The organism is Streptococcus sp. 20925_1_77 (assembly GCF_041432125.1).
Lineage (GTDB): Bacteria > Bacillota > Bacilli > Lactobacillales > Streptococcaceae > Streptococcus.
The window spans coordinates 1-26094 of the sequence record NZ_JAPVZB010000017.1; the positions used below are offsets into that span (position 1 = coordinate 1).

10 protein-coding genes are annotated in these 26094 nt (G+C 40.9%); 6 read left to right on the plus strand and 4 right to left on the minus strand.

What is annotated here, in order from left to right:
• Positions 1 to 45: 45 nt before the first annotated feature.
• Positions 46 to 957, minus strand: a complete 912-nt coding sequence (galU, locus tag O3626_RS08765; protein ID WP_371496440.1) for a UTP--glucose-1-phosphate uridylyltransferase GalU — start codon at positions 955 to 957, stop codon at positions 46 to 48.
• 45 nt (positions 958 to 1002) lie between these two features.
• Complete coding sequence (locus tag O3626_RS08770; protein ID WP_023919779.1) at positions 1003 to 2019, minus strand: NAD(P)H-dependent glycerol-3-phosphate dehydrogenase; 1017 nt, start codon at positions 2017 to 2019, stop codon at positions 1003 to 1005.
• 229 nt (positions 2020 to 2248) lie between these two features.
• Between O3626_RS08770 and O3626_RS08775 the strand changes: the two genes are divergently transcribed.
• Positions 2249 to 6148: a SpaA isopeptide-forming pilin-related protein gene (locus O3626_RS08775; RefSeq protein ID WP_371496442.1), complete on the plus strand. Its 3900-nt coding sequence runs from the start codon at positions 2249 to 2251 to the stop codon at positions 6146 to 6148.
• 151 nt (positions 6149 to 6299) lie between these two features.
• Here O3626_RS08775 and O3626_RS08780 read toward each other — a convergent pair whose 3' ends face one another.
• A complete protein-coding gene (locus O3626_RS08780; protein ID WP_003012927.1) occupies positions 6300 to 6989 on the minus strand; it encodes a gamma-glutamyl-gamma-aminobutyrate hydrolase family protein in 690 nt (229 codons plus the stop codon).
• A gap of 151 nt (positions 6990 to 7140) precedes the next feature.
• Positions 7141 to 10422: a SpaA isopeptide-forming pilin-related protein gene (locus O3626_RS08785; protein ID WP_371496445.1), complete on the minus strand. Its 3282-nt coding sequence runs from the start codon at positions 10420 to 10422 to the stop codon at positions 7141 to 7143.
• Between the two features lie 414 nt (positions 10423 to 10836).
• Between O3626_RS08785 and O3626_RS08790 the strand changes: the two genes are divergently transcribed.
• The 5 genes from O3626_RS08790 (at position 10837) to O3626_RS08810 (ending at position 25874) form a co-directional block, all read left to right on the plus strand.
• A complete protein-coding gene (locus O3626_RS08790; RefSeq protein WP_371496464.1) occupies positions 10837 to 11283 on the plus strand; it encodes a dUTP diphosphatase in 447 nt (148 codons plus the stop codon).
• 9 nt (positions 11284 to 11292) lie between these two features.
• Positions 11293 to 11760: an isochorismatase family protein gene (locus O3626_RS08795; RefSeq protein ID WP_155200156.1), complete on the plus strand. Its 468-nt coding sequence runs from the start codon at positions 11293 to 11295 to the stop codon at positions 11758 to 11760.
• 20 nt (positions 11761 to 11780) lie between these two features.
• Positions 11781 to 13115, plus strand: coding sequence for a DNA repair protein RadA (radA, locus tag O3626_RS08800; RefSeq protein WP_371496447.1), 1335 nt, complete (start codon positions 11781 to 11783; stop codon positions 13113 to 13115).
• A 282-nt stretch (positions 13116 to 13397) separates the two neighbouring features.
• Positions 13398 to 13892, plus strand: coding sequence for a carbonic anhydrase (locus O3626_RS08805; RefSeq protein ID WP_269796096.1), 495 nt, complete (start codon positions 13398 to 13400; stop codon positions 13890 to 13892).
• A gap of 237 nt (positions 13893 to 14129) precedes the next feature.
• Positions 14130 to 25874, plus strand: coding sequence for an SspB-related isopeptide-forming adhesin (locus O3626_RS08810; RefSeq protein WP_371496449.1), 11745 nt, complete (start codon positions 14130 to 14132; stop codon positions 25872 to 25874).
• Positions 25875 to 26094 lie beyond the last annotated feature (220 nt).

Sequence of the window (26094 nt, forward strand, 5' to 3'; positions counted from 1 at the left end):
TCCGGTCTCTTTGCTTTATAGTCGAAAAATCAGGGTGAGTATTTTTTACTCCTTGGTCGCTTTCTCAGATTCTTCTAAATGTTTTCCAAGATCAATGATATACTGTTTGAGATCATCTTTGACTTGAGGGTGTTTCAAGGCATAGTCAATCGAAGTTTTCATGAAGCCGAATTTATCACCCACATCGTAGCGCTGGCCTTTAAATTCACGGGCAAAGACTCGTTGGGTCTTATTGAGGGTGTCGATCGCATCCGTCAATTGAATTTCATTGCCGGCACCTGGTTCTTGATTTGCAAGAATATCAAAGATTTCAGGAGTCAAGAGATAGCGCCCGATAATAGCGAGATCACTTGGAGCATCCTCTGGGTTTGGTTTTTCGACAAACGTTTCAACGCTATAAAGACCGTTAATGCCTTCGCCTTGAGGTGCGATCACACCGTAAGAAGAAACCTCTTCGTGAGGGACTTCCATCACAGCGATAGTGGACGCATGGGTTTCATCGTAGTCGTTCATCAATTGTTTGGTCAATGGCAGGGCATCATCATTAGTGATGTCCATCAGGTCATCTCCCAGCATGACGACAAAAGGCTCGTTTCCAACAAAGGCTTTCGCTTGAAGAACAGCGTCCCCTAAACCTCGAGGGTGACTTTGGCGGATGAAATGAAGATTGATCGCTGTTGTATCATTGACCAACTTGAGTAAGTCAGTCTTGCCTTTTTGCTCGAGATTGTATTCCAATTCGAAGTTAGAATCGAAATGGTCTTCGATCGAACGTTTAGCCTTCCCTGTTACGACAAGGATTTCTTCAATCCCAGATTTCAGAGCCTCTTCTACGATGAATTGGATCGTAGGTTTGTCAACGATTGGCAACATTTCTTTTGCCAAAGCTTTGGTAGCTGGGAGGAAGCGTGTCCCCAAACCAGCCGCAGGAATGACTGCTTTTCTAACTTTAGTCATATAGTTTCCTTTCTAAAAGGTAGGATTGATGATAGGGTGGTTGACTTATTTCCACTCATTTTCTTCTTTAAATTCATTGCTCATCATGTGGTGGATGGCTTCGCGGATATCTTTTCCTTCATAGATGACTTGGTAAATGGCTTGTGTAATCGGCATGTAGACATCCAATTCTTGGGCCAGCTCGTGGGCGACTTTGGTCGTAGAGATCCCTTCAATGATCATGCCCATGTTGGCTTCGATGTCTTCCAATTTTTCGCCACGTCCGAGAGCGTCCCCAGCTCGCCAGTTGCGGGAATGGACAGAAGTTCCGGTAACGATCAAGTCACCGACCCCAGACAAACCGCTATAGGTCAATGGGCTAGCTCCGAGCTTAACGCCAAGGCGCGTGATTTCAGCGAGACCGCGCGTGATGATGGCTGCTTTGGCATTGTCCCCATAACCAAGACCGTGCAGGGCTCCAGCTCCGACCGCGATGATGTTCTTCAAGGCTCCAGCAGTTTCCACTCCGATAACATCTGTATTGGTATACAGGCGGAAGTAGTGATTGCTAAAGAGTTCTTGAACATAGCGTGCAGCTTCTAAATCTATTGAGGCAGCTGTAATGAGGGTGATGTCCCGTACGATGGTTTCTTCCGCGTGACTAGGTCCAGAAACGACCACCACCTCGCTGCGAAGAGAAGCAGGAATTTCTTCTTCAAGGATTTGAGAAATCCGATCGTGTGTACCAGGTTCTAGTCCCTTGGAAGCGTGCATGACTGTTACAGGGTGATCCAGTGTTTCAGCGACTTGTTTCGCCACCAAACGGGTCACCTTTGTAGGAACGACAAAGAGGATAGCGTCCACACCGTCCAAAGCTGCTTTCAAATCAGTCGTAGCAGTGATGTCTTCGCTAATAACGATATCTTTGAAATAGCGTTGATTGGTATGAGCGGTATTGATTTCATCGATTTGTTCTTGGATATTTCCCCAGAGACGGACTTCATGGCCGTTATCATTGAGGACTTGTGAAAGGGCTGTTCCCCATGAACCAGGACCCAATACTGCAACGGTTTGTTTTTCCATAGTATTCTCCTTCGTGAAGATTTCATTTCTATTTTACCATACTATAGGAAAAAAAGCTTTGGAATCTAGCTGAAATTCATAGGAAAAGCAAATAATATGATAATTGAAAGAATCTTGATAATTTTAGTAGATGATGCTTGCATTTATATGTTGAATATAGTACAATCTCTTACATATATTACTCTAATTAGTGATATATAGGAGAAATAAAAAGAAAAAGGAGTTTATGATGAAAAAGAGCTTAAAAATAATACTAACCCTAGTATTAGTTTTAGCTAGTGTCTTTGGTTTGTCCAACATTCGGTCGGCCAATGCGGATGGCACATCAGGAAAGATCCAAATTACAAGTAAAACGATCACACCTGCTAAGTCACCCGTGGACCAGTACACGGACATTGAGGTTGATCTAACTTTCAATGTTCCGAACGGAGTTAAATCTGGGGATCAAGCGGTCATTGCCCTCCCTCAGAATTTAAAATTTATTAAGGATCAGACATTTGATGTCATGAGTCCGGATGGTAAGTCTGTGGTTGCAAAAGCAGTTATTAATGCCGCAAGCAAAACCATCACCTTGACATATACAGATTATGTGAAAAAAAACTCGGACATTTCAGGTAGCTTGTCTTTTGGAGTTCGGGTAGAGCCTGCAACTGCATCTCCAAGCAAGGTTCCCATCACCTTGAATGTGGATAACAATCCTGTCCCTGTAGGGAAAGTTGACTTTGTAGTTGACCCAGGGAATGCTGAAAAGACCTTGGACAAGGTTAGCTGGGATACAAAACTCTTAGCAGATGGCAGTATCACACGTCAATATGAAGTACGTGTCAATGCAGCGAAAGAGCCGTTAACAGAAGCAGTTGTGACTGACCAATTGCAAACAGAAGGAATGAGCTATGTAGAAGATTCCTTTGTGATTAAAAAAGGGAATTGGGTCGTTAACAGTTCGTATAAATTAGACTTGAAAAATGGGCAAATCGTTAACATGCCAGTTGAGTTTGGAGCAGATAAGAAGAGCTTCAAAATCAGCTTGGGCAATGTAGCCCAAGGCGAAGGTTACTCGATTATTTATAAGGTGAAGATTCCTTATACCCCTGCAAAAGGTGAGAAGTTCCTCAATAATGTAACCTTGAAAGCTCAAAAAGTTGTTGAAACAAAGAGCAACCCATTCGTTTATCAAACTGCTACTGGGGAGGCTGAAGGTTATACCTTCTCCATCAACCTCAAGAAAGTTGATAGCCAGGATGAAAACACTGCTTTAGCAGGTGCTGAATTTAATGTAATCCGTGTTGCAACGGGTGCCGTTGTCGGTAAGTTGACAACCAATGCAAAGGGAGAAGCAAGTATTGGTGGCTTGTTGAATACAGCCTACCAATTAGTTGAAACAAAAGCTCCAGAAGGATATGAATTGGATGCAACTCCAATTGATGTCAAATCAGAAGATTTTGGAACAACAAAAACAGCCCTTAAAACAGTTACAAACAAGAAAATTGTTAAAGAACCGACACCAACCAGTGCGGTGATTGAATTAGATAAGGCCCTTACGGGTCGTGACTTGGTAGACGGTGAGTTTAATTTTGAATTGTACGAAGGTGCGAACAAGCTTCAAACTGTTACCAACAAAGCTGGTAAAGTAACCTTTGAATCTATTTCTTACACAGCAGAAGGTGAACACACTTACACTGTGAAAGAGGTTAAAGGGGATAATGCCACTATTGCTTACGATGCTTCTGAAAAACAAGTGACTGTTAAAGTCACTCGTGATGGAGATGCCTTGAAGGCAGAAGTTGTCTATCCAAAAAGCAAAACATTTACCAATGCCTTCACACCAAAGGCGGCGAATGCAACAATTGAATTAGAGAAAGAGTTGACAGGTCGTGACTTGGTAGACGGCGAGTTTAGCTTTGAATTGTACGAAGGAGCTAACAAGCTTCAAACTGTCACTAACAAAGCTGGCAAAGTAACCTTTGAATCTATTTCTTACACTGCAGAAGGTGAACACACTTACACTGTGAAAGAGGTTAAAGGGGACAATGCCACTGTTACTTACGATGCTTCCGAAAAACAAGTGACTGTTAAAGTCACTCGTGATGGAGATGCCTTGAAGGCAGAAGTTATCTATCCAGAAAGCAAAACATTTACCAATGCCTTCACACCAAACGCAACGACTGCAACAATTGAATTAGAGAAAGAGTTGACAGGCCGTGACTTGGTAGATGGCGAGTTTAGTTTTGAATTGTACGAAGGAGCTAACAAGCTTCAAACTGTTACCAACAAAGCTGGTAAAGTAACCTTTGAATCTATTTCTTACACAGCAGAAGGTGAACACACTTATACTGTGAAGGAAGTGAAGGGAACTACCCCAGGTATCACATACGATACAGCCGAAAAACAAGTCACCGTTAAGGTAACAAAAGATGGAGACAACCTAAAAGCAACAGTTGTCTATCCAGAAAGCAAGGTCTTTGCAAATACTTACTCAGCTCCAAGTCCAGCAAAAGCTAAAATTTCAGCTAGCAAGATTTTAGAAGGTGCTGAATTGAAGAATGGCGAATTCAATTTCCAATTGTTGGATGAAACCGGAAAAGTTCTTCAAACAAAACAAAATGCTGAAGATGGTACGGTAGCCTTTGATGACCTTTCATATTCATCAGAGGATGCAGGAAAAACTTTCCACTACACGATCAAAGAAGTCATTCCTGAAAGCAAAGCAAAAGGAATGACCTACGATGAAGGAAGTATTGATGCGACTGTAACTGTCACAAAAGATGATGCAAGCAATACACTCAAAGCTTCTGTGGCATATGGTGATAAGAAATCATTCACTAACAAATTGGTAACAACTTCAATTCCGCCAACTCCTCCAACTGTTGACAAACCTGAATTGAAACTCTACAACATTCAATTGCACAAAGCTAACGCAGATGGAAATGCTCTTGCAGGTGCTGTATTTGGTCTCTTTGAAGCCGATGGTACTACTCCTGTAGCAAATCCTTATGGAGAAGGTCAAGCGACAGCTACTTCATCAGATGAAGAAGGTAAGAAGGGGCTTGTAACCTTTACGGGATTGGAAGCAAAAGATTATGTAGTGAGAGAGCTTACAGCTCCAGACGGTTACCAACTATCAACAGATGTGATTAAAGTTTCTGCTAGCGAGTTGAGAGCTGCGACTAACCTCGTCGTAGACAAAGGAACAGTGGTCAACAAACCATTCACTTCAATTCCGCCAACTCCTCCAACTGTTGACAAACCTGAATTGAAACTTTATAGCATTCAATTACATAAAGTCAACAATGAAGGGAAACCACTTGTTGGAGCTGTCTTTGGACTCTTTGAGGCAGATGGTACTACTCCAGTTGCCAACCCATATGGAGAAGGTCAAGCGACTGCGACTTCAGATGCGAACGGTCTTGTAACCTTTACAGGATTAGAAGCAAAAGATTATGTAGTAAGAGAGCTTACAGCTCCAGACGGTTACCAATTATCAGATGAAGTCATCAAGGTCGCAGCTAGTGATTTGGTTGCTTCAAACAGTGTAGTGGATAAAGGAAATGTCGTTAACAAACCGTTCACTTCAATTCCACCTACTCCACCAACTGTTGATAAACCTAAATTAAAACTCTACAACATCCAATTGCATAAGGTGAATAAAGAAGGTAAAGCACTTGCAGGAGCAGTCTTTGGACTCTTTGAAGCAGATGGTACAACTCCGGTAGCTAATCCATACGGTGAAGGTCAAGCAACTGTATCTTCGGATGCAGATGGTCTTGTAACCTTCATAGGATTTGAAGCAAGAGATTATGTCATCAAGGAATTGACAGCTCCAGCTGGCTATCAATTGTTGAGCGATCCAATCACTGTTACAGCGGAAGACTATGTACAAGCTACAGACTTGGTTGTGGATAAAGGAAATGTAGTTAATGAACTAACTCCTCCGACTCCGCCAACAGGAAAGACCCCACCGCCTTCTACTGACAAGCCTAAAAAACAGATTCCATCAAATCCTCCAAAGGGAGAAGGTAAGAGATCTCTTCCTTCTACAGGTGAAACAGTAAGTACTGGACTTGTTGCAGCAGGGCTTGCCCTTGCAGGTGCTGGAAGCATACTCGTTGCTAAAAAACGCCACGAATAATAATTCTTAAAACAGGTTTTCATCTAGCATTGCTAGATGGACCTGTTTTTTTATTGATGACCGTACTGTTTTCTGACATTATTTCTGATGTCTTGCGCGTCTTTTCTTAGACACAAAAAAGAGATCGGCTCAAGTCCAATCTCTAACTTCATTATAATTCCTGCAATAAATAACGGAAGAGTTCTAAATTCCCTTTTTCTTCATTGACCAAGTATTCTGGATGCCACTGCAAGCCCATAATCCGATGGCCGTCTACTGCTTCAATGGCTTCGATGGTGTGATCGCGCGGATCAAAGGCGGTCGCACGGAAATTCGGTGCAAGATCCTTGATACTTTGGCGGTGCACGGAATTAATCCGACTGGCCTGACCAAAGAGTTGTTCCACCACACTGCCTTTTTTAGTCTGGATAGAATGGGAAGTCCCAAACGGAAGTCCTTGCCAATGCCCTTCGATCTCTTGGTTGAGTGTTCCTCCAAAAGCCACATTGATCAACTGAACCCCACGGCAAATTCCTAGAACCGGTTTGTTTTGGCGTACTGCTTCCTTCAGTAGGGCAAGCTCAAATTGATCCCGTTCGATATTGTAATCATCGCTCTCGATGGTTTTTTCTTCGCCATAGAGACTAGGATCGACATTTTGGCCTCCACTTAATATCAATTTGTCAATCGTTTCAACATAGTCCTTAACTAAGGAAGGATCCCCCATCGGGATGACCATTGGAAGTCCACCTGCTTGACGAATCCCTTCTGCAAACTGGCTGGAAACGGAGGAATGAAGGTTTTTCCCTTCCGGGTCCACCGGACAGAGATTAGCGGATACCCCAACAATTGTTCTGCACATATTCATTCCTCCTTCATTATTACTAATACTTATCTTACCACCCATTAGTGATAGTGTCTAATATGTATTTTTAAAGGAGATGATAAATAATATTTATCGCGTAAAAAAACAGGTTTGTCTAGCAGGGCTAGAACAAAACCTGTTTTAGAAATTAATTTTCACGTTTTTTGTAAACCAAGGCGCTTCCAGCTACTGCCAAAGCAAGTCCTGCAGCTACTAGTCCCTCACTCACTGTTTCACCTGTAGAAGGAAGAGTATGTTTCTTCTCTTCTTTTGGTTGACTTCCAGAAGGCTTATCACCTTTTGGTTTATCTGTTGATGGAGTAGTTGGTGGAGTTGGAGGAGTAGTTGGCGGGGTCGGAGGTGTCGGAGGAGTTAGTTCATTAACTACATTTCCTTTATCTACAACCAAGTCTGTAGCTTGTACATAGTCTTCCGCTGTGACAGTGATTGGATTCGTTAATAGTTGGTAGCCAGTTGGCGCTGTTAACTCCTTGATGACATAATCTCTTGCTTCAAATCCTATGAAGGTTACAAGACCATCTGCATCCGAAGATACAGTTGCTTGACCCTCACCGTATGGATTAGCTACCGGAGTTGTACCATCTGCTTCAAAGAGTCCAAAGACAGCTCCTGCAAGTGCTTTACCTTCTTTATTCACCTTATGCAATTGAATATTGTAAAGTTTCAATTCAGGTTTGTCAACAGTCGGTGGTGTTGGTGGAATCGCAGTGAACGGTTTATTGACTACTTTTCCTTGATCAAGCACCTGGTCAGTTGAGGCAATCAATTGACTAGCTGAAACAGTAATCACTTCTTCAGAAAGTTGGTAGCCTTCTGGAGCAGTGATTTCTTTCACAACATAATCCTTGGCTACAAGTCCTGTAAAGGTAACGAGGCCATTGGCATCTGAGGTCGCAGTCGCTTGACCTTCACCATATGGGTTGGCAACTGGAGTTGTACCATCTGCCTCAAAGAGTCCAAAGACAGCTCCAACAAGTGGTTTTCCTTCATTGTTGACTTTATGTAATTGAATGCTATAAAGTTTCAATTCAGGTTTGTCAACAGTTGGAGGAGTTGGCGGAATTGAAGTGAATGGTTTATTGACCACTGTTCCTTTGTCTACGACGAGGTTAGTCGCAGCTTTCAACTCGCTAGCAGAAACTTTAATCACATCTGTTGATAGTTGATAACCTTCTGGAGCTGTAAGCTCTCTCACTACATAATCTTTTGCTTCAAATCCTGTAAAGGTAACCAGACCACTGGCATCTGAAGTTGCAGTCGCTTGACCTTCGCCGTATGGGTTGGCAACTGGAGTTGTACCATCTGCTTCAAAGAGTCCAAAGACGGCGCCTGCAAGAGCATTTCCATCTGCGTTAGCTTTGTGCAATAGAATGTTGTAAAGTTTCAATTCAGGTTTGTCAACAGTCGGTGGTGTTGGTGGGATTGAAGTTGTTACCAATTTGTTAGTGAAGGATGTCTTATCACCATATGCCACAGAAGCTTTGAGTGTATTGCTTGCATCATCTTTTGTGACAGTTACAGTCGCATCAATACTTCCTTCATCGTAGGTCATTCCTTTTGCTTTGCTTTCAGGAATAACTTCTTTAATCGTGTAGTGGAAGGTTTTTCCTGCGTCCTCTGATGAATATGAAATGTCATCAAAGGTTACCGTACCATCTGCAGCATTTTGTTTTGTTTGAAGAACTTTTCCGGTCTCATCCAACAATTGGAAATTGAATTCACCATTCTTCAATTCAGCACCTTCTAAAATCTTGCTAGCTGAAATTTTAGCTTTTGCTGGTTGAGGAGCCGTATAAGTATTTGAGAAGGTTTTATTATCTGGATAAGCCACATCTGCTTTCAGGTTGTCGCCATCTTTTTTCACCTTAACAGTTACTTGTTTATCAGTCTTGTCATAGGTAATACCTGGGGTATTTCCAGCTACTTCCTTAACAGTGTATGTGTGTTCACCTTCTTCGGTGTACTCAATTGGTGCAAATGTTACTTTTCCGTTTTTGTTTGTAACAGTTTGAAGCTTAGTTGCACCCTCGTACAATTCAAAGCTAAACTCACCGTCTTTTAGATCACGACCGGTAAGAGTTTTATCAAGTTCGATGGTAGCTTTTGTTTCTTTTGGCTTATCTTTCGGATTAATAATTGTTTTGGTTACCGAATGATCTGCTCCAAAATCTTCAACATTAACCACAGTATCGGCTTCTTTGATGATATGACCTGAAGGGGCTTCAATTTCAGTTAAGATATATTTATCTTTTAACAGTTTGCCAACAGCAATATTACCATTTTCATCTGATTCAAACTCACCAATGACTTGATTATTAGCTTGACGAACAACTCTAAACTTAGCACCTTTAAGAGGTTGATTTGCATCGTCTACTTTATGGATATTGATTGAGTAAACATAACCAAGACCAGCACCACCAGGAATTTGAACGGCTGCAGCATTCGTTATATTTTTGGTTTCAATACCTATACCTTTAAGAGTTGCTTCATTTCTCAAAACCTCTCCGTCGGCAGGGTCATAATTTAAACGAACATTATAAGCAATACGATATTGGTCATTTTCAGTAACATCACCTAAATCGATAACAAATGATCGACCATCTTCGCTAATTGTAATCTTATGTTGGTCTGTTACATCAACTCTATCAGAGAATACCCATTCACCAGCATCAAAAGAGAATTTACCTTTAATAATTTTAATGCTATCTTTTACGTATGAAGCATTCGTAAATTGTAAGTGATCTTCGAGTGTGGCATTCTTAATATTTTGCTTTGTACGATTGACAGAAATCGTGTATTGAATTTCCCTTTGGTCCCCTGCGTTTACCCAACTAGTCTTTGTTAAAAGTCTTGGATTTCCGTCGCCGACACCAGTAAATGAAACTTTACCAGCAAATTTTGTTTCGTTGTTAATGGTGATTTCTACTGGAACCTCACCTTTTTGAGGGTGTTTTTTGAAATCGATACGAGCGTAAAAGAAGAATGATCCGCTTGTATCGGAGTGTTTTTCAACATAATCCGTATAGGTAATTGTAATGGATTTATTATCTGGGTTTACTTTAGCATTTGCGATAACTTCATTTGTATTTAAATCTCTAATTGGAAACGAACTTGAAGTAATCATCAAAGCATCTGGAACAGTAACTACAGTTGAATCTCCTGCTTTAACATTTTTTCCAGACAAATCAAAATCAGCGTTGATTCGGAAGGTTGCCCACTGTTGTAAGTCCCAGTTGAGATCTCCTCCTTCATTGTTGGATACTTTGATATTTGAAATCGTATCCACGAATTTACCAGTAACGGTTACTCCGGGTGTCTCGGCTGATGTTTTGGTCAGGCTAAGAGTGAAGAGAACCGTTAATAAAGCAAGGATAAATGCAAAAATTTTGACATTTTTTTTCTTATCCATTTTATCTACCCCTTTTTTCATAAAATCCTATTCCCACTATACAATATGGTCAAACTGGTCGAGATCTGTATCCGCTCCGTAAGATCTCAAGTTTCCAAATTGAATCTTGAGAAAGACCTCCATATATTTGTTTTAGTAAGAAAAATATTTTAGTTTTAAAATTATTCCCTACAAAGGGAATTATAGCAAAAATGATGAGTAGCTTCAAGCTTTAAAGGGCGATTTTTGGCATAAATCATATAATAAAATATATTTTCATTTACTTACTATAATTTTCAGAAAGCATACACGAAACTGTCAATAATTTTCCAAAAAAACTAAAAAAATACGAATAGTAGTATAGGAGAGACGCTAGGGCAAAGTGATGGTATAATAGAAGAGATAGAAACTATTTAGAATGAAAGAGGAATCATGATGACAAAAATTCGTGGATTTGAACTTGTATCAAGCTATACCAATCAGGACTTGCTTCCAAAACGGGAGACGGCCCATGCGGCTGGCTATGATTTGAAGGTAGCCGAGCGCACAGTGATTGCACCAGGAGAGATCGTCCTCGTTCCAACTGGGGTCAAGGCCTATATGCAAGCGGGTGAGGTGCTCTATCTCTACGACCGTTCCTCTAACCCTCGCAAAAAAGGCCTGGTCTTGATCAACTCTGTGGGGGTTATCGATGGAGACTACTACGGCAATCCTGGAAATGAAGGTCATATCTTTGCTCAGATGAAAAACATCACCGACCAAGAAGTCGTCCTTGAAGTCGGGGAACGCGTGGTTCAGGCTGTCTTTGCTCCTTTCTTAATTGCAGATGGAGATGAGGCAGCCGGCGTGCGGACTGGTGGATTTGGAAGTACGGGGAAATAAAGGAATAAAATGGCAGACTATTTATTAGTTGTAGACATGCAGTCAGATTACGTTGCTGTAGGAAAAGCATATCATGAAAAACTGACTGCAGCTGTAAATGACAAAATTGCTACCTATCCTAGCGACCGAGTTGTCTATATTCTCAATCGTTTTTTCTGGGAGAGAAAAGATAGAAAGAAGAAATTTGCGACCGACTTGCTGGTTGTATCTTCTCGTATTTTTGAAAAGCGTCGGGCTTCTTGCTTTACTAATCCAGATTTAAAAAATTTTTTAGAGGGAAACAGTGCTAAAAGTATAGAGTTTATAGGGGTAGATGGCAATGGCTGTGTCAAGGCTTCCGTTTTGGCAGCTGTCAAGGAGAATTATCAGGTTTCTGTCGATTTGTCTGCTGTCGGAGTTGCCAACCAGAAGAGATTTCAAAATACATTGTATAAGTGGCGCTCTATAGGAGTCGCAGTAGAAGGAGAATCATCATAGCTAAGAAAAAAACGACGTTTGTGTGTCAAAATTGTGCCTATAATTCACCTAAGTATTTAGGGCGCTGTCCTAACTGTGGTTCTTGGTCTTCCTTTGTCGAGGAAGTCGAGGTTGCTGAGGTGAAGAATGCCCGGGTATCCTTGACAGGTGAAAAAACCAAACCCATGAAATTGGCGGATGTGACCTCCATCAATGTCCATCGTACCAAGACCGAGATGGAAGAATTCAACCGCGTCCTTGGGGGCGGTGTGGTGCCAGGAAGTCTGGTCCTAATCGGGGGAGATCCAGGGATTGGGAAATCAACCCTTCTCCTTCAAGTATCAACCCAACTGTCTCAAGTGGGAACGGTTCTCTATGTCAGTGGGGAGGAGTCGGCCCAGCAGATCAAACTTCGGGCAGAGCGATTGGGAGATATCGATAGCGAGTTTTACCTCTATGCCGAGACCAATATGCAGAGCGTGCGAGCAGAAGTAGAGCGCATCCAGCCTGATTTTCTGATCATTGACTCTATTCAGACGATTATGTCTCCTGAGATTTCAGGGGTTCAAGGATCGGTTTCCCAGGTACGTGAAGTAACCGCTGAGCTCATGCAGCTGGCTAAGACTAATAACATTGCCATCTTTATCGTTGGGCACGTAACAAAGGAAGGAACCTTGGCAGGCCCGCGTATGTTGGAGCACATGGTGGATACGGTGCTCTACTTTGAAGGCGAGCGCCACCACACCTTCCGGATCCTGAGAGCGGTCAAAAACCGCTTTGGCTCAACAAATGAGATTGGGATCTTTGAGATGCAGTCAGGTGGCCTGGTCGAGGTCCTTAATCCGAGCCAGGTCTTTCTAGAAGAGCGCCTGGATGGGGCGACTGGATCGTCCATCGTTGTCACTATGGAAGGGACCCGTCCGATTCTAGCTGAAGTGCAGGCATTGGTGACACCGACCATGTTTGGAAATGCCAAGCGGACGACAACGGGGCTTGATTTCAATCGAGCTAGTCTCATCATGGCGGTGCTAGAAAAACGAGCGGGTTTGCTCCTTCAAAATCAGGATGCCTACCTCAAGTCTGCAGGTGGTGTCAAGTTGGATGAGCCGGCTATCGACCTAGCGGTTGCAGTTGCCATTGCCTCGAGCTACAAGGACAAGCCAACCAACCCGCAAGAGTGTTTCGTTGGAGAGTTGGGCTTGACCGGAGAAGTCCGCCGAGTCAATCGGATCGAACAACGGATCAATGAAGCTGCTAAGCTCGGTTTCACCAAGATTTATGTACCTAAAAATTCTCTGACGGGGATCACGACACCATCAGGTATCCAAGTGGTCGGTGTGACTACACTAGCTGAAGTCTTGAAGAAAGTATTTTGATAGAAGAAAAGAGGCTGGGACAAAAGTCCTAGCCTCTCAATTGTCTTTGGATTGTCGAGCAAGACGCAGTGATTATGTGTACTACGCTGATTTCATCAGCTTTTACAGCCCTACTCAACTGTGCGGAGGTGGGACGACAAAATCGAATTCTAACGAATGACCGATTTTAGTCCCACTCTCTTTTTCCGATGTGACAAATATGAGCAGATAGCACCTGACAGAAAGAAGGGAATATGATAAAATAATAGATGATTTGACATTCAAAGGAATAAAGGAGAGACCATGTCTTATTTTGATAATTTTTTAACAGCCAACCAAGCTTATGTGGCTCTACATGGAGACCTCCGTCTGCCGATTAAGCCGAAAACACAAGTTGCCATCGTGACCTGTATGGATTCTCGCCTTCACGTGGCACCAGCACTGGGTTTAGCTCTTGGAGATGCCCATATTTTGAGGAATGCTGGAGGGCGCGTGACCGATGACATGATCCGCTCCTTGGTCATTTCCCAGCAGCAAATGGGAACCCGTGAAATTGTTGTCTTGCACCATACAGACTGTGGCGCACAAACCTTTGAAAACGAAGGTTTCCGGGAACATTTAAAGAAAGAACTGGGAGTAGATGTTGGAGAGCGCGATTTTCTCCCCTTTCAAGATATTAAAGAGAGCGTTCGCGAGGATATGGAGCTTCTCAAGAATTCCCCTTTGATTCCAGAGGATGTCATTATCTCAGGAGCTGTGTATGATGTGGATACCGGATTGATCTCCGAAGTGAAATAAAATAGAAGAGTTCAAGAAAACAAAAGGACTTTGTTTTCTTGAACTCTTTTTTACTGGTGTAAAAAAATGAACCGGCTAGGAAAAAATGTGACAAAATGATTAAAAAATCGTGGTAAACTATGACATTTTTACAGAATTATGACATATTTATTTCGACATATTGATTCTCTGTGTCGATCGTGTTACAATTTTATTTGTATCATGGAATCATGAAATATGAAAAAGGAGATCCTATAAATGAAGGATATTTTCAATAGACGCCAACGCTTTTCTTTACGAAAATATAGCATTGGGGTTTGTTCTGTTCTCTTAGGAACAGCGCTCTTTGCTGCAGGAGCTCAATCTGCATCAGCGGATGAAGCAACAGCAGCCTCTGGAACTGCAGAAACAGCAGCTTCAGAAGCAGCACAACCTGCTACAACAGAGTCAAGTCAATCAGAAGCACCAGCTGCTTCTAAGGCATACGGGGAAGGAGCATCAGTTCCAAAAATTGACCGTTCTGGGACTGCTGCTGCAACTTCAGAAACACCAGCTCCAGCAACTGAAAAAGCTGAAGTAGCTGAAACACCAGCTGCTACAGAAAACAAGGAAGCGAAAGCTGAAGAAGCTGCAAAACCAGCTAAAGCTGAAACTAAAAAATCTGAAGAAGCTCCAAAAACGACAGCGTCATCAGAAACCAGCAAACCTGTAGAGAAGAAAAAAGAGTCAAGCTCTAAACCAGCTTCTACAACAGCGGCTACCACAGCTCAACCTACTGCAACTCCTTCTGCAGCAGGTGAAAGCTCAGAAAGAGCAGCTACAAGAGAAGAAGCAGCTACACCAGCAGGAACGACTACTTTTTCAGCTACTGTAAGTTCAGCAGCTCCGATCACTGGTACGCAAGCAGAAAGTTCAGCAAGTACAGATGCAGATGCAGCTGTGGCTGTAGCAAATGCTAATGCAGAACGTACAAATGCAGGAGCATTAGCAATAAGCAGCCGTCGTCGTAGTCGTCGCGCTGTTACTGACGAAGCTGTATCTGGAGACCACAACTCTAACCCAGTAGCGGTAAGTACTTACTTAAAAGATGGGGAAAAAGTAACTCCAGAAATTAAAGATGCTAACGGTGCAACTGTAAGCTCTCAACCTGTACCAGCTGGGTACGCGAGAAAAGAAGGAGATTGGTACACATACGCTATCTGGGATTTAACTAGATTCAATGAACGTTATGGTACAAAATACTATGCTCGTGCTTATAAGAGATTTGATGAATCTACAGATACAACTGTTGATTTAATTGATAAATCAACTGGTAATGTACTAGAAACTAGAACTGTTACTGCATCTAGTGGAATTCAAAAATTCACAACTACTACAGCAGCATCTAATAGCCAATTAACTTTCCAAGTTGATTATAAAGCTGGTACTACTGAAACTGGTAAAGCAGCTCAACCATTTATTCAAAATGGTTATGAAGTTGGAAAAAGTATAACAGATTTAGTAGCCGCTGGGCACCAACTTACACCAGCTGAACAAGCACTTTATACTGCTGTTTATAACGCTCGTACTACAACAGATATTCTAAACGTTGTTGAACCAGCTTATAACGGTCGTACAATTACTGATTCAAACGCTAAAATACCAGAAACAATTAATAAAACAACTTACTATAAAGTAGTTGACAAAAATAACCCAACATTTAACGCTAATAAAACAGATAAAACTGTTCAAGATTATAAAGAAAATGGTAATGAAGTAGATTTAGCTAGATATACTCTTAAAGCTGAAGAAGGACAAAGCTTCACAGCATCTGGTGAACGTCAATTTGATGGATATAAACTTTATCAAACTGCTGATGCAAATGATAAATCGGGTTATGTAAGTCGTCCTTACAAAGTTGGAACTAAATTCATGGATGCGGACCGTTATGGTATTAAACGTATTAAAGAAGTAGTAGGCGAAGACGGTTCAGTAGTTATTCGTGTTTACTTACTAGATCCAAAACAACAAAGTAAACGTTCTGATGGATCATTAAGTACTGATGGCTATATGTTAATCGCAGAAACTAAACCAATTAAGCCAGGTGAAGCTAATACTCAAGAATTAGCTGTTAAGAAATCACCTCTTACAACTATTCCACATACAGAAACTAATCCAAAAACTGGAGCAGTCACACAATATCCTAATGGTAAAGAAGTTCCATTTAACTTCCAAACAGCTTCTGGATATACACCATATAAAACTGTATTTGTACCATTCTTAGGAGATGGAATTGGTCACGGTTCAGCTAACTCACAATTAGAACGTGGAGTAGAAGGTATCGGTACAAACGTTGACTTATTAAACTCGTTAACACCATATAAACAACCAATTTACTACTATGTAAAACAAGAGCCAGTTGAGGTAACTCCAGAAGTTGAAAAACAATTGGAAGGACGTGTACTTGTTGATGGTGAGTTTACTTTCAAATTAACAGAAAAGAGCAGCAGTCCTGATAAACATGAAGAAACTGTTACTAACCAGGGCGGCAAAGCGACATTCAGCAAGTTAACATTTAACAAAACAGGTGTATATACTTACACAATAACTGAACAAAAGGGTTCTGATACAAACGTTGACTACGATGCAATGACTGTCACAATGACAGTTACTGTAACTGAGAACGCTCAAGGTAATTTGCAAGCTGGAGTTAAATACAGTGCTGAAGGTGGATTCAAATCAAGCGATGATGATAAGATCTTCAACAACTATGTTGTAGCACCGGTTAAGACTAAATTCGACTTCACTAAGAAATTAGCTGGACGTGAACTTAAAGACGGCGAATTTACATTTGTATTGAAAGATGCAAATGGTAAGACTCTTCAAACCAAGACCAATACTAAACAAGGTGTTGTAGCCTTTGATAATTTGACTTTTGACAATACACAAGTAGGTGTTCACAAGTATACTGTAGAAGAAGTCCAAGGTTCTGAAGCAGGAATGACTTACGACCCAATGAAAGCTGAAGTAACAATTACTGTTACGAAAGAAGGTCACGTTCTTAAAGCAACAAATGCTCTTCCTGCAGATACAGAGTTCAACAATACCTTCACACCTGCTGCAACTCAAGCTCAATTCAAGTTCACTAAACGTCTTGAAGGGAAAGAACTTACAAAGGATGCCTTCACATTCGAATTGCTTGAAAATGGCAATGTGATCCAAACCAAGAAAAATGCAGCAGATGGATCTATCACATTTGATGCGATTGAATACAACGCTGTAGGTGAACACACTTACACTGTGCGTGAAAAAGCTGGAACAGATACAAACATCGACTACGATTCAATGAACGCAGTCGTAACCGTTAATGTAACCAAAAATGCAGCTACAGGTCTCTTGAGCGCAGCTGTTACAATGCCAGAAGACACTGAGTTTAACAACTATGTTGTAGCACCAGTTAAGACTAAGTTTGACTTCAGTAAGAAATTAGCTGGACGTGAACTTAAAGATGGCGAATTTAAATTCGTTCTTAAAGATGCAAATGGACAAGAAGTTGAAACGGTAGCTAACAAAAAAGATGGAACTGTAACCTTTACAGAAATTTCATTTGACAACACTAAAGTAGGTACTCATACTTATACAGTAGAAGAAGTGATCCCTGCAACTAAAGAAGTAGGTATGACGTATGACACTATGAAGGCAACCATCACTGTTGAAGTTGCTAAGAATGGTCATGCTCTTACAACTGTAACAAACGTATCATCAACTGGTGGTGTAGATGATAACGGAGCATCAACTGATGGTAAGGAAGATAAAGTCTTCAACAACAAAATCACTCCTCCAGAAACGCCTGTATTCCAACCAGAAAAATTCGTTCTTAACAAAGAAAAATTTGACCTAACAGGTACAAAATTAATGGACGATGATAATGAATTACAAGATGAATACACTGAAACAAATGCTAATCCATATGCTGATCAAACTAACAACAATGAAGCAGAAAACATCAATACGAAGACTGTTGAACGTGGAGATAAATTAGTATACCAAGTATGGTTAGATACTAAAAACTTCACTGACAAAAACAACATCCAATCTGTTGGTATCTCTGATACTTACGATGCAGATAAGTTAACTGTTAACGCTGCTGATATTAAAGCATACGATAGCGTAACAGGAGTTGATGTAACATCTAAATTTGATATTACAGTAGCTAACGGAGTCATTACAGCGACATCTAAAGCTTCTATGAACAAATCTTTAGGTGATGCTGATAACACTCAAGTTATTGACACAACTAAATTTGCATTTGGTCGCTACTATAAATTCGATATCCCAGCGACTGTTAAAGCAGACGTTGCAGGTGGGGTAGACATCGAGAACAAAGCCAACCAAATCGTTCACGTTTACAACCCAGTAAGCAAATCTGTTGAAACTCCAGAAAAACCAACTCAAAAACGTGTGAACAGTGTACCAATCACTGCAGAGTTCAACTTCACAAAACGTTTGGAAGGTCGTGCGCTAACAGCTGGCGAATTTACATTTGAGTTGAAAGATAGCGACAATGTTGTGATCGCAACGGCAACCAACGATGCAGATGGTAAGATTAAATTCTCTCCAGTAGAGTACACAAATAAAGCTGGTGAAAAAGTCACTGCCCTTAAATACAAGAAGGGTCAAGAAGGTACTTACACTTACTCTGTAACAGAGGTGAAAGGTACAGACGCAACTGTCACTTACGATACAATGAAGGCAGAAGTAACTGTAACAGTATCTCACGACGGTACAGCTAAAGCATTGGTTGCTAACGTAACTGAACCAGCTGACAAAGAGTTCAACAATACCGTAACACCTCCAACAGAACCTAAGTTCCAACCAGAGAAGTATGTATTGAATACAGCTAAATACTCAATCACTGATAACAAACTTCTTGATGATGATGCTGAGTTGACTGATAAATATGGTGAAACAAATACTGATCCATATGTTGATAAAACAAACAACAATGAAGCAGAAAACATCAATACGAAGACTGTTAACCGCGGAGATAAACTCTACTATCAAGTATGGTTAGATACAACTAAATTCTCAGCAACTAACAAAGAAAACGTTCAATCAGTAGGAATTACTGATGACTTCGATGAAACAAAAGTTGATGTAGATGGTTCAGCAATCAAAGCATATGACTCAGTAACTGGTGACGATGTAACAAACAAATTCGACATCAAGGTTGAAAATGGTGTGATGACTGCAACTCTTAAAGCTGGCTTCACGAAGTCACTTGGCGATGCAGAAAACACTCAAATCATTGACACAACTAAATTCGCCTTTGGACGTTACTACAAATTTGATATCCCAGCAACAGTTAAAGCTGATGTACCAGGTGGATCAGACATCGAAAATACTGCAGCTCAAGTAGTCAACTACTACAACCCTGTAAGCAAAACTGTTGAAAAACCAAGCAAACCAACTGAAAAACGTGTAAATAACGTTCCAGTTGAAGTGGAATTCAACTTCACTAAACGTTTGGAAGGTCGTGAGCTTAAAGCTAACGAATTCAGCTTCGTATTGAAAGATTCAACAGGTAAAGTTGTTGAAACTGTAAGCAACGATAAAGATGGTAATGTGAAGTTCTCAGCTCTTACATTCAAGAAGGGTGAAGAAGGCGTTCACAACTACACTGTTGAAGAAGTTGCAGGAACAGATGCTACTGTGACATACGACACAATGAAAGCAACTGTAGCTATCACTGTTGAACACAAAGGTACAGCTAAAGTTTTAGTGGCTAAGCTTGGCGAAATCGCTGATAAAGAGTTCAACAACCGTGTAACTCCTCCAACAGAACCTAAGTTCCAACCAGAGAAATACGTTGTTTCTAAAGAAAAATACGATATCACTGGTGACAAGCTCGTTGACGATGATAGAGAGTTGGCAGACAAGTACGCAGATACAAATGCGAACCCATATGCGGACGATGCATCAAACAACGAAGCAGAAAACTTGAATACCAAGACTGTTGAACGTGGTTCTAAATTGGTTTACCAAGTATGGTTGGATACAACTAAATTTGATGCAGCTAACAAGGACAACATCCAAACAGTTGGTATCTCAGATAACTATGATGAAGCTAAATTAAATCTTAATGCGGCTGACATTAAAGCTTACGACTCTGTAACAGGTGCAGAAGTAACTGATAAATTCGACATCGCTGTCAACAACGGTGTGATCACTGCTAACTTGAAAGCTGGCTTCACGAAGTCACTTGGCGATGCAGAAAACACACAAGTCATCGACACAACTAAATTCGAATTCGGACGTTACTATAAATTTGATATCCCAACAACAGTGAAAGACGATGTGGTAGCTGGTGCAGATATCGAAAATACTGCGGCTCAAGTTGTAAACTATTACAACCCAACAACTAAGAAAGTTGAAAAACCTGAAAAACCAACTGAAAAACGTGTCAACAATGTTCCAATCTCAGTGGAATTTAACTTCACTAAGAAATTGGAAGGTCGTGATCTTAAAGCTAACGAATTCACATTCGAGTTGAAAGACAGCGACAATGTTGTAATTGCGACTGCAACCAACGATGCAGCTGGTAACTTCAAGTTCACTCCAGTTGATTACACAAACAAAGCTGGTAAAACTGTCACTGCCCTTAAATACCAGAAGGGTCAAGAAGGTACTTACACTTACACTGTAACAGAGGTGAAAGGTACAGACTCAACTGTCACTTATGATGAAATGTCTGCAGTTGTAACCGTTACTGTTTCTCATGACGGTACAGCCAAAGCCTTGATCACAAACGTGACAGAACCTGCTGATAAAGAATTTAACAACAAGGTAACTCCTCCAGAAGAACCTAAGTTCCAACCAGAGAAATACGTTGTTTCTAAAGCGAAATTCGATATTACAGGTACTAAGCTCGTTGATGACGATTCTGAATTGACAGATAAATATGGTGAAACAAATACAAATCCATATGTCGATACAACTGCCAACAACGAAGATGAAAACTTGAACACGAAACCAGTTGAACGTGGTCAAAAACTTTACTACCAAGTATGGTTGGATACAACTAAATTCTCAGCAACTAACAAAGAAAATATCCAAACAGTAGGAATCACAGATAACTACGACAAGGATAAATTGACTGTTAATGCTTCAGATATCAAGGTTTATGATTCAGTTACTGGTGCAGACGTTACGACGAAATTCGATATCTCTGATAACAATGGTGTTCTGACAGCGAACCTGAAAGATGGCTTCACGAAGTCACTTGGCGACGCTGAAAATACTCAAATCATTGATACTACTAAGTTCGAATTTGGACGCTACTATAAATTTGATATCCCAGCAACAGTGAAAGACGATGTTGTAGCTGGTGCAGATATCGAAAACAAGGCAGCACAAGTTGTTAACTACTACAACCCAGTAAGCAAGACAGTTGAAAAACCAAACAAACCAACTGAAAAACGTGTTAACAGTGTTCCAATCTCAGTAGAATTCAACTTCACTAAGAAATTGGAAGGCCGTGATCTGAAAGCTGGCGAATTCACATTCGAGTTGAAAGACAGCGACAATGTTGTGATTGCAACTGCAACCAACGATGCAGCTGGTAAGATCAAGTTTGCTCCAGTAGATTACACCAATAAAGCTGGTGAAACTGTCACTGCCCTTAAATACAAGAAGGGTCAAGAGGGTACTTACAAGTACACAGTAGAAGAGGTTAAAGGAACTGACGCAACCGTAACTTATGACACAATGAAAGCTGTTGTAACAGTTGAAGTTCGTCATGATGGTACAGCGAAAGCCTTGATCACAAACGTGACAGAACCAGCTGATAAAGAATTCAATAACACAGTTCGTCCTCCAGAAGAACCTAAGTTCCAACCAGAGAAATACGTCTTGAATACAGAGAAATTCTCTATCACTGATAACAAGCTTCTTGATGATGATGCCGAGTTGACTGATAAATATGGTGAAACAAATACTGATCCATATGTAGATAAAACAGACAACAATGAAGCAGAAAATATCAATACGAAGACTGTGAAACGTGGCGACAAGTTGGTTTACCAAGTATGGTTGGATACAACTAAGTTTGACGCAAACAACAAGGACAACATCCAATCAGTAGGAATCTCAGATGACTACGATGAAGCTAAATTGGAACTTGATTCTACTAAGATCAAAGCTTACGATTCAGTAACAGGCGCAGAAGTAACAGATAAATTCGATATCACTGTGAACAACGGTGTGATCACTGCAACCCTTAAAGATGGCTTCACTAAGTCACTTGGCGATGCTGAAAATACTCAAATCATTGATACGACTAAGTTTGAATTTGGACGCTACTACAAGTTCGACATCCCAACAACAGTGAAAGCTGATGTACCTGGTGGTGTGGATATTGAAAACACTGCGGCTCAAGTAGTAAACTACTACAACCCAACTACTAAGAAAGTTGAAAAACCAAGCAAACCAACTGAAAAACGTGTAAACAACGTTCCAGTTGAAGTGGAATTCAACTTCACTAAACGCTTGGAAGGCCGTGAGCTTAAAGCCAACGAATTCAGCTTCGTACTTAAAGATTCGGAAGGTAAGACTCTTGAAACTGTGAAGAACGATGCCTCAGGTAACGTTAAGTTCAAAGCTCTTGAATTCAAGAAGGGTGACGAAGGTGTACACAACTACACTGTAGAAGAAGTTAAAGGCTCAGACGCAACCGTTACATACGACACAATGAAAGCGAATGTAACAGTTACAGTGAAACACGATGGAACAGCTAAAGTTCTTATCGCGACTGTAGGCGACATTGCGGATAAAGAATTTAACAACCGTGTGACTCCTCCAGAAGAACCTAAGTTCCAACCAGAGAAATACGTTGTTTCTGAAGAGAAATTCGATATCACAGGCGACAAACTCGTTGATGATGATAAAGAGTTGGCAGACAAGTACGCAGATACCAATGCGAACCCATATGCGGACGATGCATCAAACAACGAAAAACAAAACTTGAATACCAAGACTGTGAAACGTGGCGACAAGTTGGTTTACCAAGTATGGTTGGATACAACTAAATTCGACGCATCTAACAAGGACAACATCCAATCAGTAGGAATCTCAGATGACTACGATGAAACTAAGTTGGAACTTGATTCTACTAAGATCAAAGCTTACGATTCAGTAACAGGCGCAGAAGTAACAGATAAATTCGATATCGCTGTGAACAATGGTGTGATTACTGCAACCCTTAAAGATGGCTTCACTAAGTCACTTGGCGATGCGGACAACACTCAAATTATCGACACAACTAAATTCGCATTTGGACGTTACTACAAGTTCGACATCCCAACAACAGTGAAAGCTGATGTACCTGGAGGTGTAGATATTGAAAATACTGCGGCTCAAGTTGTAAACTACTACAACCCAACAACTAAGAAAGTTGAAAAACCAAGCAAACCAACTGAAAAACGTGTAAACAACGTTCCAGTTGAAGTAGAATTCAACTTCACTAAACGCTTGGAAGGCCGTGAACTGAAAGCGAACGAATTCAGCTTCGTGCTTAAAGATTCAGAAGGTAAGACTCTTGAAACTGTAAGCAATGATGCGGCTGGTAATGTTAAATTCTCAGCTATGGAATTCAAGAAAGGTCAAGAAGGCGTACACAACTACACAGTAGAAGAAGTTAAAGGAAGCGACGCAACCGTTACATACGACACAATGAAAGCGAATGTAACAGTCACAGTTAAACACGATGGTACTGCTAAAGTTCTTGTGGCAACTGTAGGCGACATTGCGGATAAAGAATTTAACAACCGTGTAACTCCTCCAGAAACTCCAGAATTCAATCCAGAAAAATATGTTCTAAACGAAAAAGAATTTGATTTGACTGGAACTTCATTATTAGATGATGATAAAGAGTTGGCAGACAAGTACGCAGATACCAATGCGAACCCATATGCGGACGATGCATCTAATAACGAAAAAGCGAATATCAATACTAAGACTGTTAAACCAAAAGATAAATTGGTTTACCAAGTATGGCTTGACACAACTAAGTTTGATGCAAACAACAAAGACAATATCCAATCAGTAGGAATCACAGATGACTACGATGAGGCAAAAGTCGACGTTGAAGCTTCAGCTATTAAAGCATACGATGGTAAGACTGGTGCGGATGTAACAGCTAAATTCGATATCGCTGTGAACAATGGTGTGATTACTGCAACCCTTAAAGATGGCTTCACTAAGTCACTTGGCGACGCAGAAAACACTCAAATCATTGACACAACTAAATTCGAATTCGGACGTTACTACAAGTTTGATATTCCAGCAACTGTTAAAGCGGATGTTAAAGGTGGAGTAGACATCGAAAATACTGCGGCTCAAGTAGTCAACTACTACAACCCAGTAAGCAAGACTGTTGAAAAACCAAACAAACCAACTGAAAAACGTGTAAACAGCGTACCAGTGCAAGTAGAATTCAACTTCACGAAACGTTTGGAAGGCCGTGAGCTTAAAGCTAACGAATTCAGCTTCGTTCTTAAGGATAAAGATGGTAAGACTCTTGAAACTGTGAAGAACGATGCATCTGGTAACGTTAAGTTCTCTAAACTTGAATTCAAGAAAGAACAAGTAGGCGAACACAAGTTCACAGTTGAAGAAGTGAAGGGTACTGACGGAACTGTCACTTACGATGCGATGAAAGCAGTAGTAACTGTAGAAGTTAAACATGACGGAACAGCGAAAGCTCTCATCACTAACGTAACAGATCCAGCAGACAAAGAGTTCAACAACCGTGTAACACCTCCAGAAACTCCAGAATTCAACCCAGAGAAATACATCTTGAACGAATCTAAATTCGATCTGACAGGTGTGAAACTTCTCGATGATGATAACGAGCTGGAACATAAAGTTGCGGACACCAATGCGAACCCATATGTGGACGGTACTGCCAACAACGAAGCTCAAAATATCAATACGAAGACACTTAAGAAAGGTGATAAAGTATACTACCAAGTATGGTTGGATACAACTAAATTCACTGAAGCACACAATATTCAATCTGTAGGTGTAACAGATAAATATGACAGTGCAAACTTGACTGTCAACGGAGCTGATATTAAAGCATACGACTCTGTAACAGGAGAAGATGTGACAGCTAAGTTTGATATCAAGGTTGAAAATGGTGTAATTACTGCAACTTCTAAAGCGGACTTGACTAAGTCACTTGGCGATGCAGAAAATACACAAGTCATCGACACAACTAAGTTGGCCTTCGGACGTTACTACAAGTTTGAAATCCCTGCAGAAATTAAACAATCTGCTCAAGAGGGTGTGGATATCGAAAATACAGCTTCACAAATCGTACACCAATACGATCCAACTAAGAAGACTGTAGAAAAACCAGAAAAACCAACTGAAAAACGTGTAGTCAACATTCCAGTTAAGGTTCAATTCCAATTCACTAAGAAATTGGAAGGACGCACATTGAAAGCTGGTGAATTCAGCTTCGTTCTGAAAGACGAAAAAGGCAATGTGATCGAAACTGTGAAGAATGATGCGGCTGGTAAGATTACCTTCTCAAATCTTGAGTTCAAACGTGGTGAAGAAGGAACTCACCTCTACCATGTAGAAGAAATTCGTGGTACAGATTCTAGCGTTGTTTACGATAAGATGGTTGCGACCGTTGGTATCGTGGTGAATAAAGAAGGTAAAGTATTAGTAGCTACTACTAAGTTGCCAGAAGATACAGAGTTTAACAACACTGTTATTCCGCCAACAACACCACCAACAACACCGCCTAATACACCACCAACACCACCAACAACGCCACCAACACCACCAACAACACCACCAACGACTCCTCCAACACCACCGACACCAACAACTCCACCAGCTCCAGGACTTCCTAACACTGGTGAAGAACAATCAGTATCAGCTGCATTGTTAGGTGCTGCACTTGGTATGGTTGGACTCGCTGGACTTGCAAAACGCAAGAAACGTGAAGACTAAAATTGAGGAGACATCGACATCTTTGTTGATGAGGCGACAATTTTAGATCTAAGAAGAGGCTTTGCTCGAAAGAGCAGGGCCTCTTTGTTATGGAAAATAAAAAAATATACAGGTAAATAGTAAAATTTTTTAGAAATTCTGTAACTAGTTTCAGAAAATTTTCATTGACTTGCAGATGATAAAACAGTATACTAGTAAAGTAATTTGATCTTTCAAACTG

Excerpts from the sequence above, each read along its gene's own strand:
- galU (WP_371496440.1), bottom strand. The coding sequence starts at position 957 with ATGACTAAAGTTAGAAAAGCAGTCATTCCTGCGGCTGGTTTGGGGACA.
- O3626_RS08790 (WP_371496464.1), top strand. The coding sequence starts at position 10,837 with ATGACAAAAATTCGTGGATTTGAACTTGTATCAAGCTATACCAATCAG.
- O3626_RS08805 (WP_269796096.1), top strand. The coding sequence starts at position 13,398 with ATGTCTTATTTTGATAATTTTTTAACAGCCAACCAAGCTTATGTGGCT.
- O3626_RS08785 (WP_371496445.1), bottom strand. The coding sequence starts at position 10,422 with ATGGATAAGAAAAAAAATGTCAAAATTTTTGCATTTATCCTTGCTTTA.
- O3626_RS08775 (WP_371496442.1), top strand. The coding sequence starts at position 2,249 with ATGAAAAAGAGCTTAAAAATAATACTAACCCTAGTATTAGTTTTAGCT.
- O3626_RS08770 (WP_023919779.1), bottom strand. The coding sequence starts at position 2,019 with ATGGAAAAACAAACCGTTGCAGTATTGGGTCCTGGTTCATGGGGAACA.
- O3626_RS08810 (WP_371496449.1), top strand. The coding sequence starts at position 14,130 with ATGAAGGATATTTTCAATAGACGCCAACGCTTTTCTTTACGAAAATAT.
- O3626_RS08795 (WP_155200156.1), top strand. The coding sequence starts at position 11,293 with ATGGCAGACTATTTATTAGTTGTAGACATGCAGTCAGATTACGTTGCT.
- O3626_RS08780 (WP_003012927.1), bottom strand. The coding sequence starts at position 6,989 with ATGTGCAGAACAATTGTTGGGGTATCCGCTAATCTCTGTCCGGTGGAC.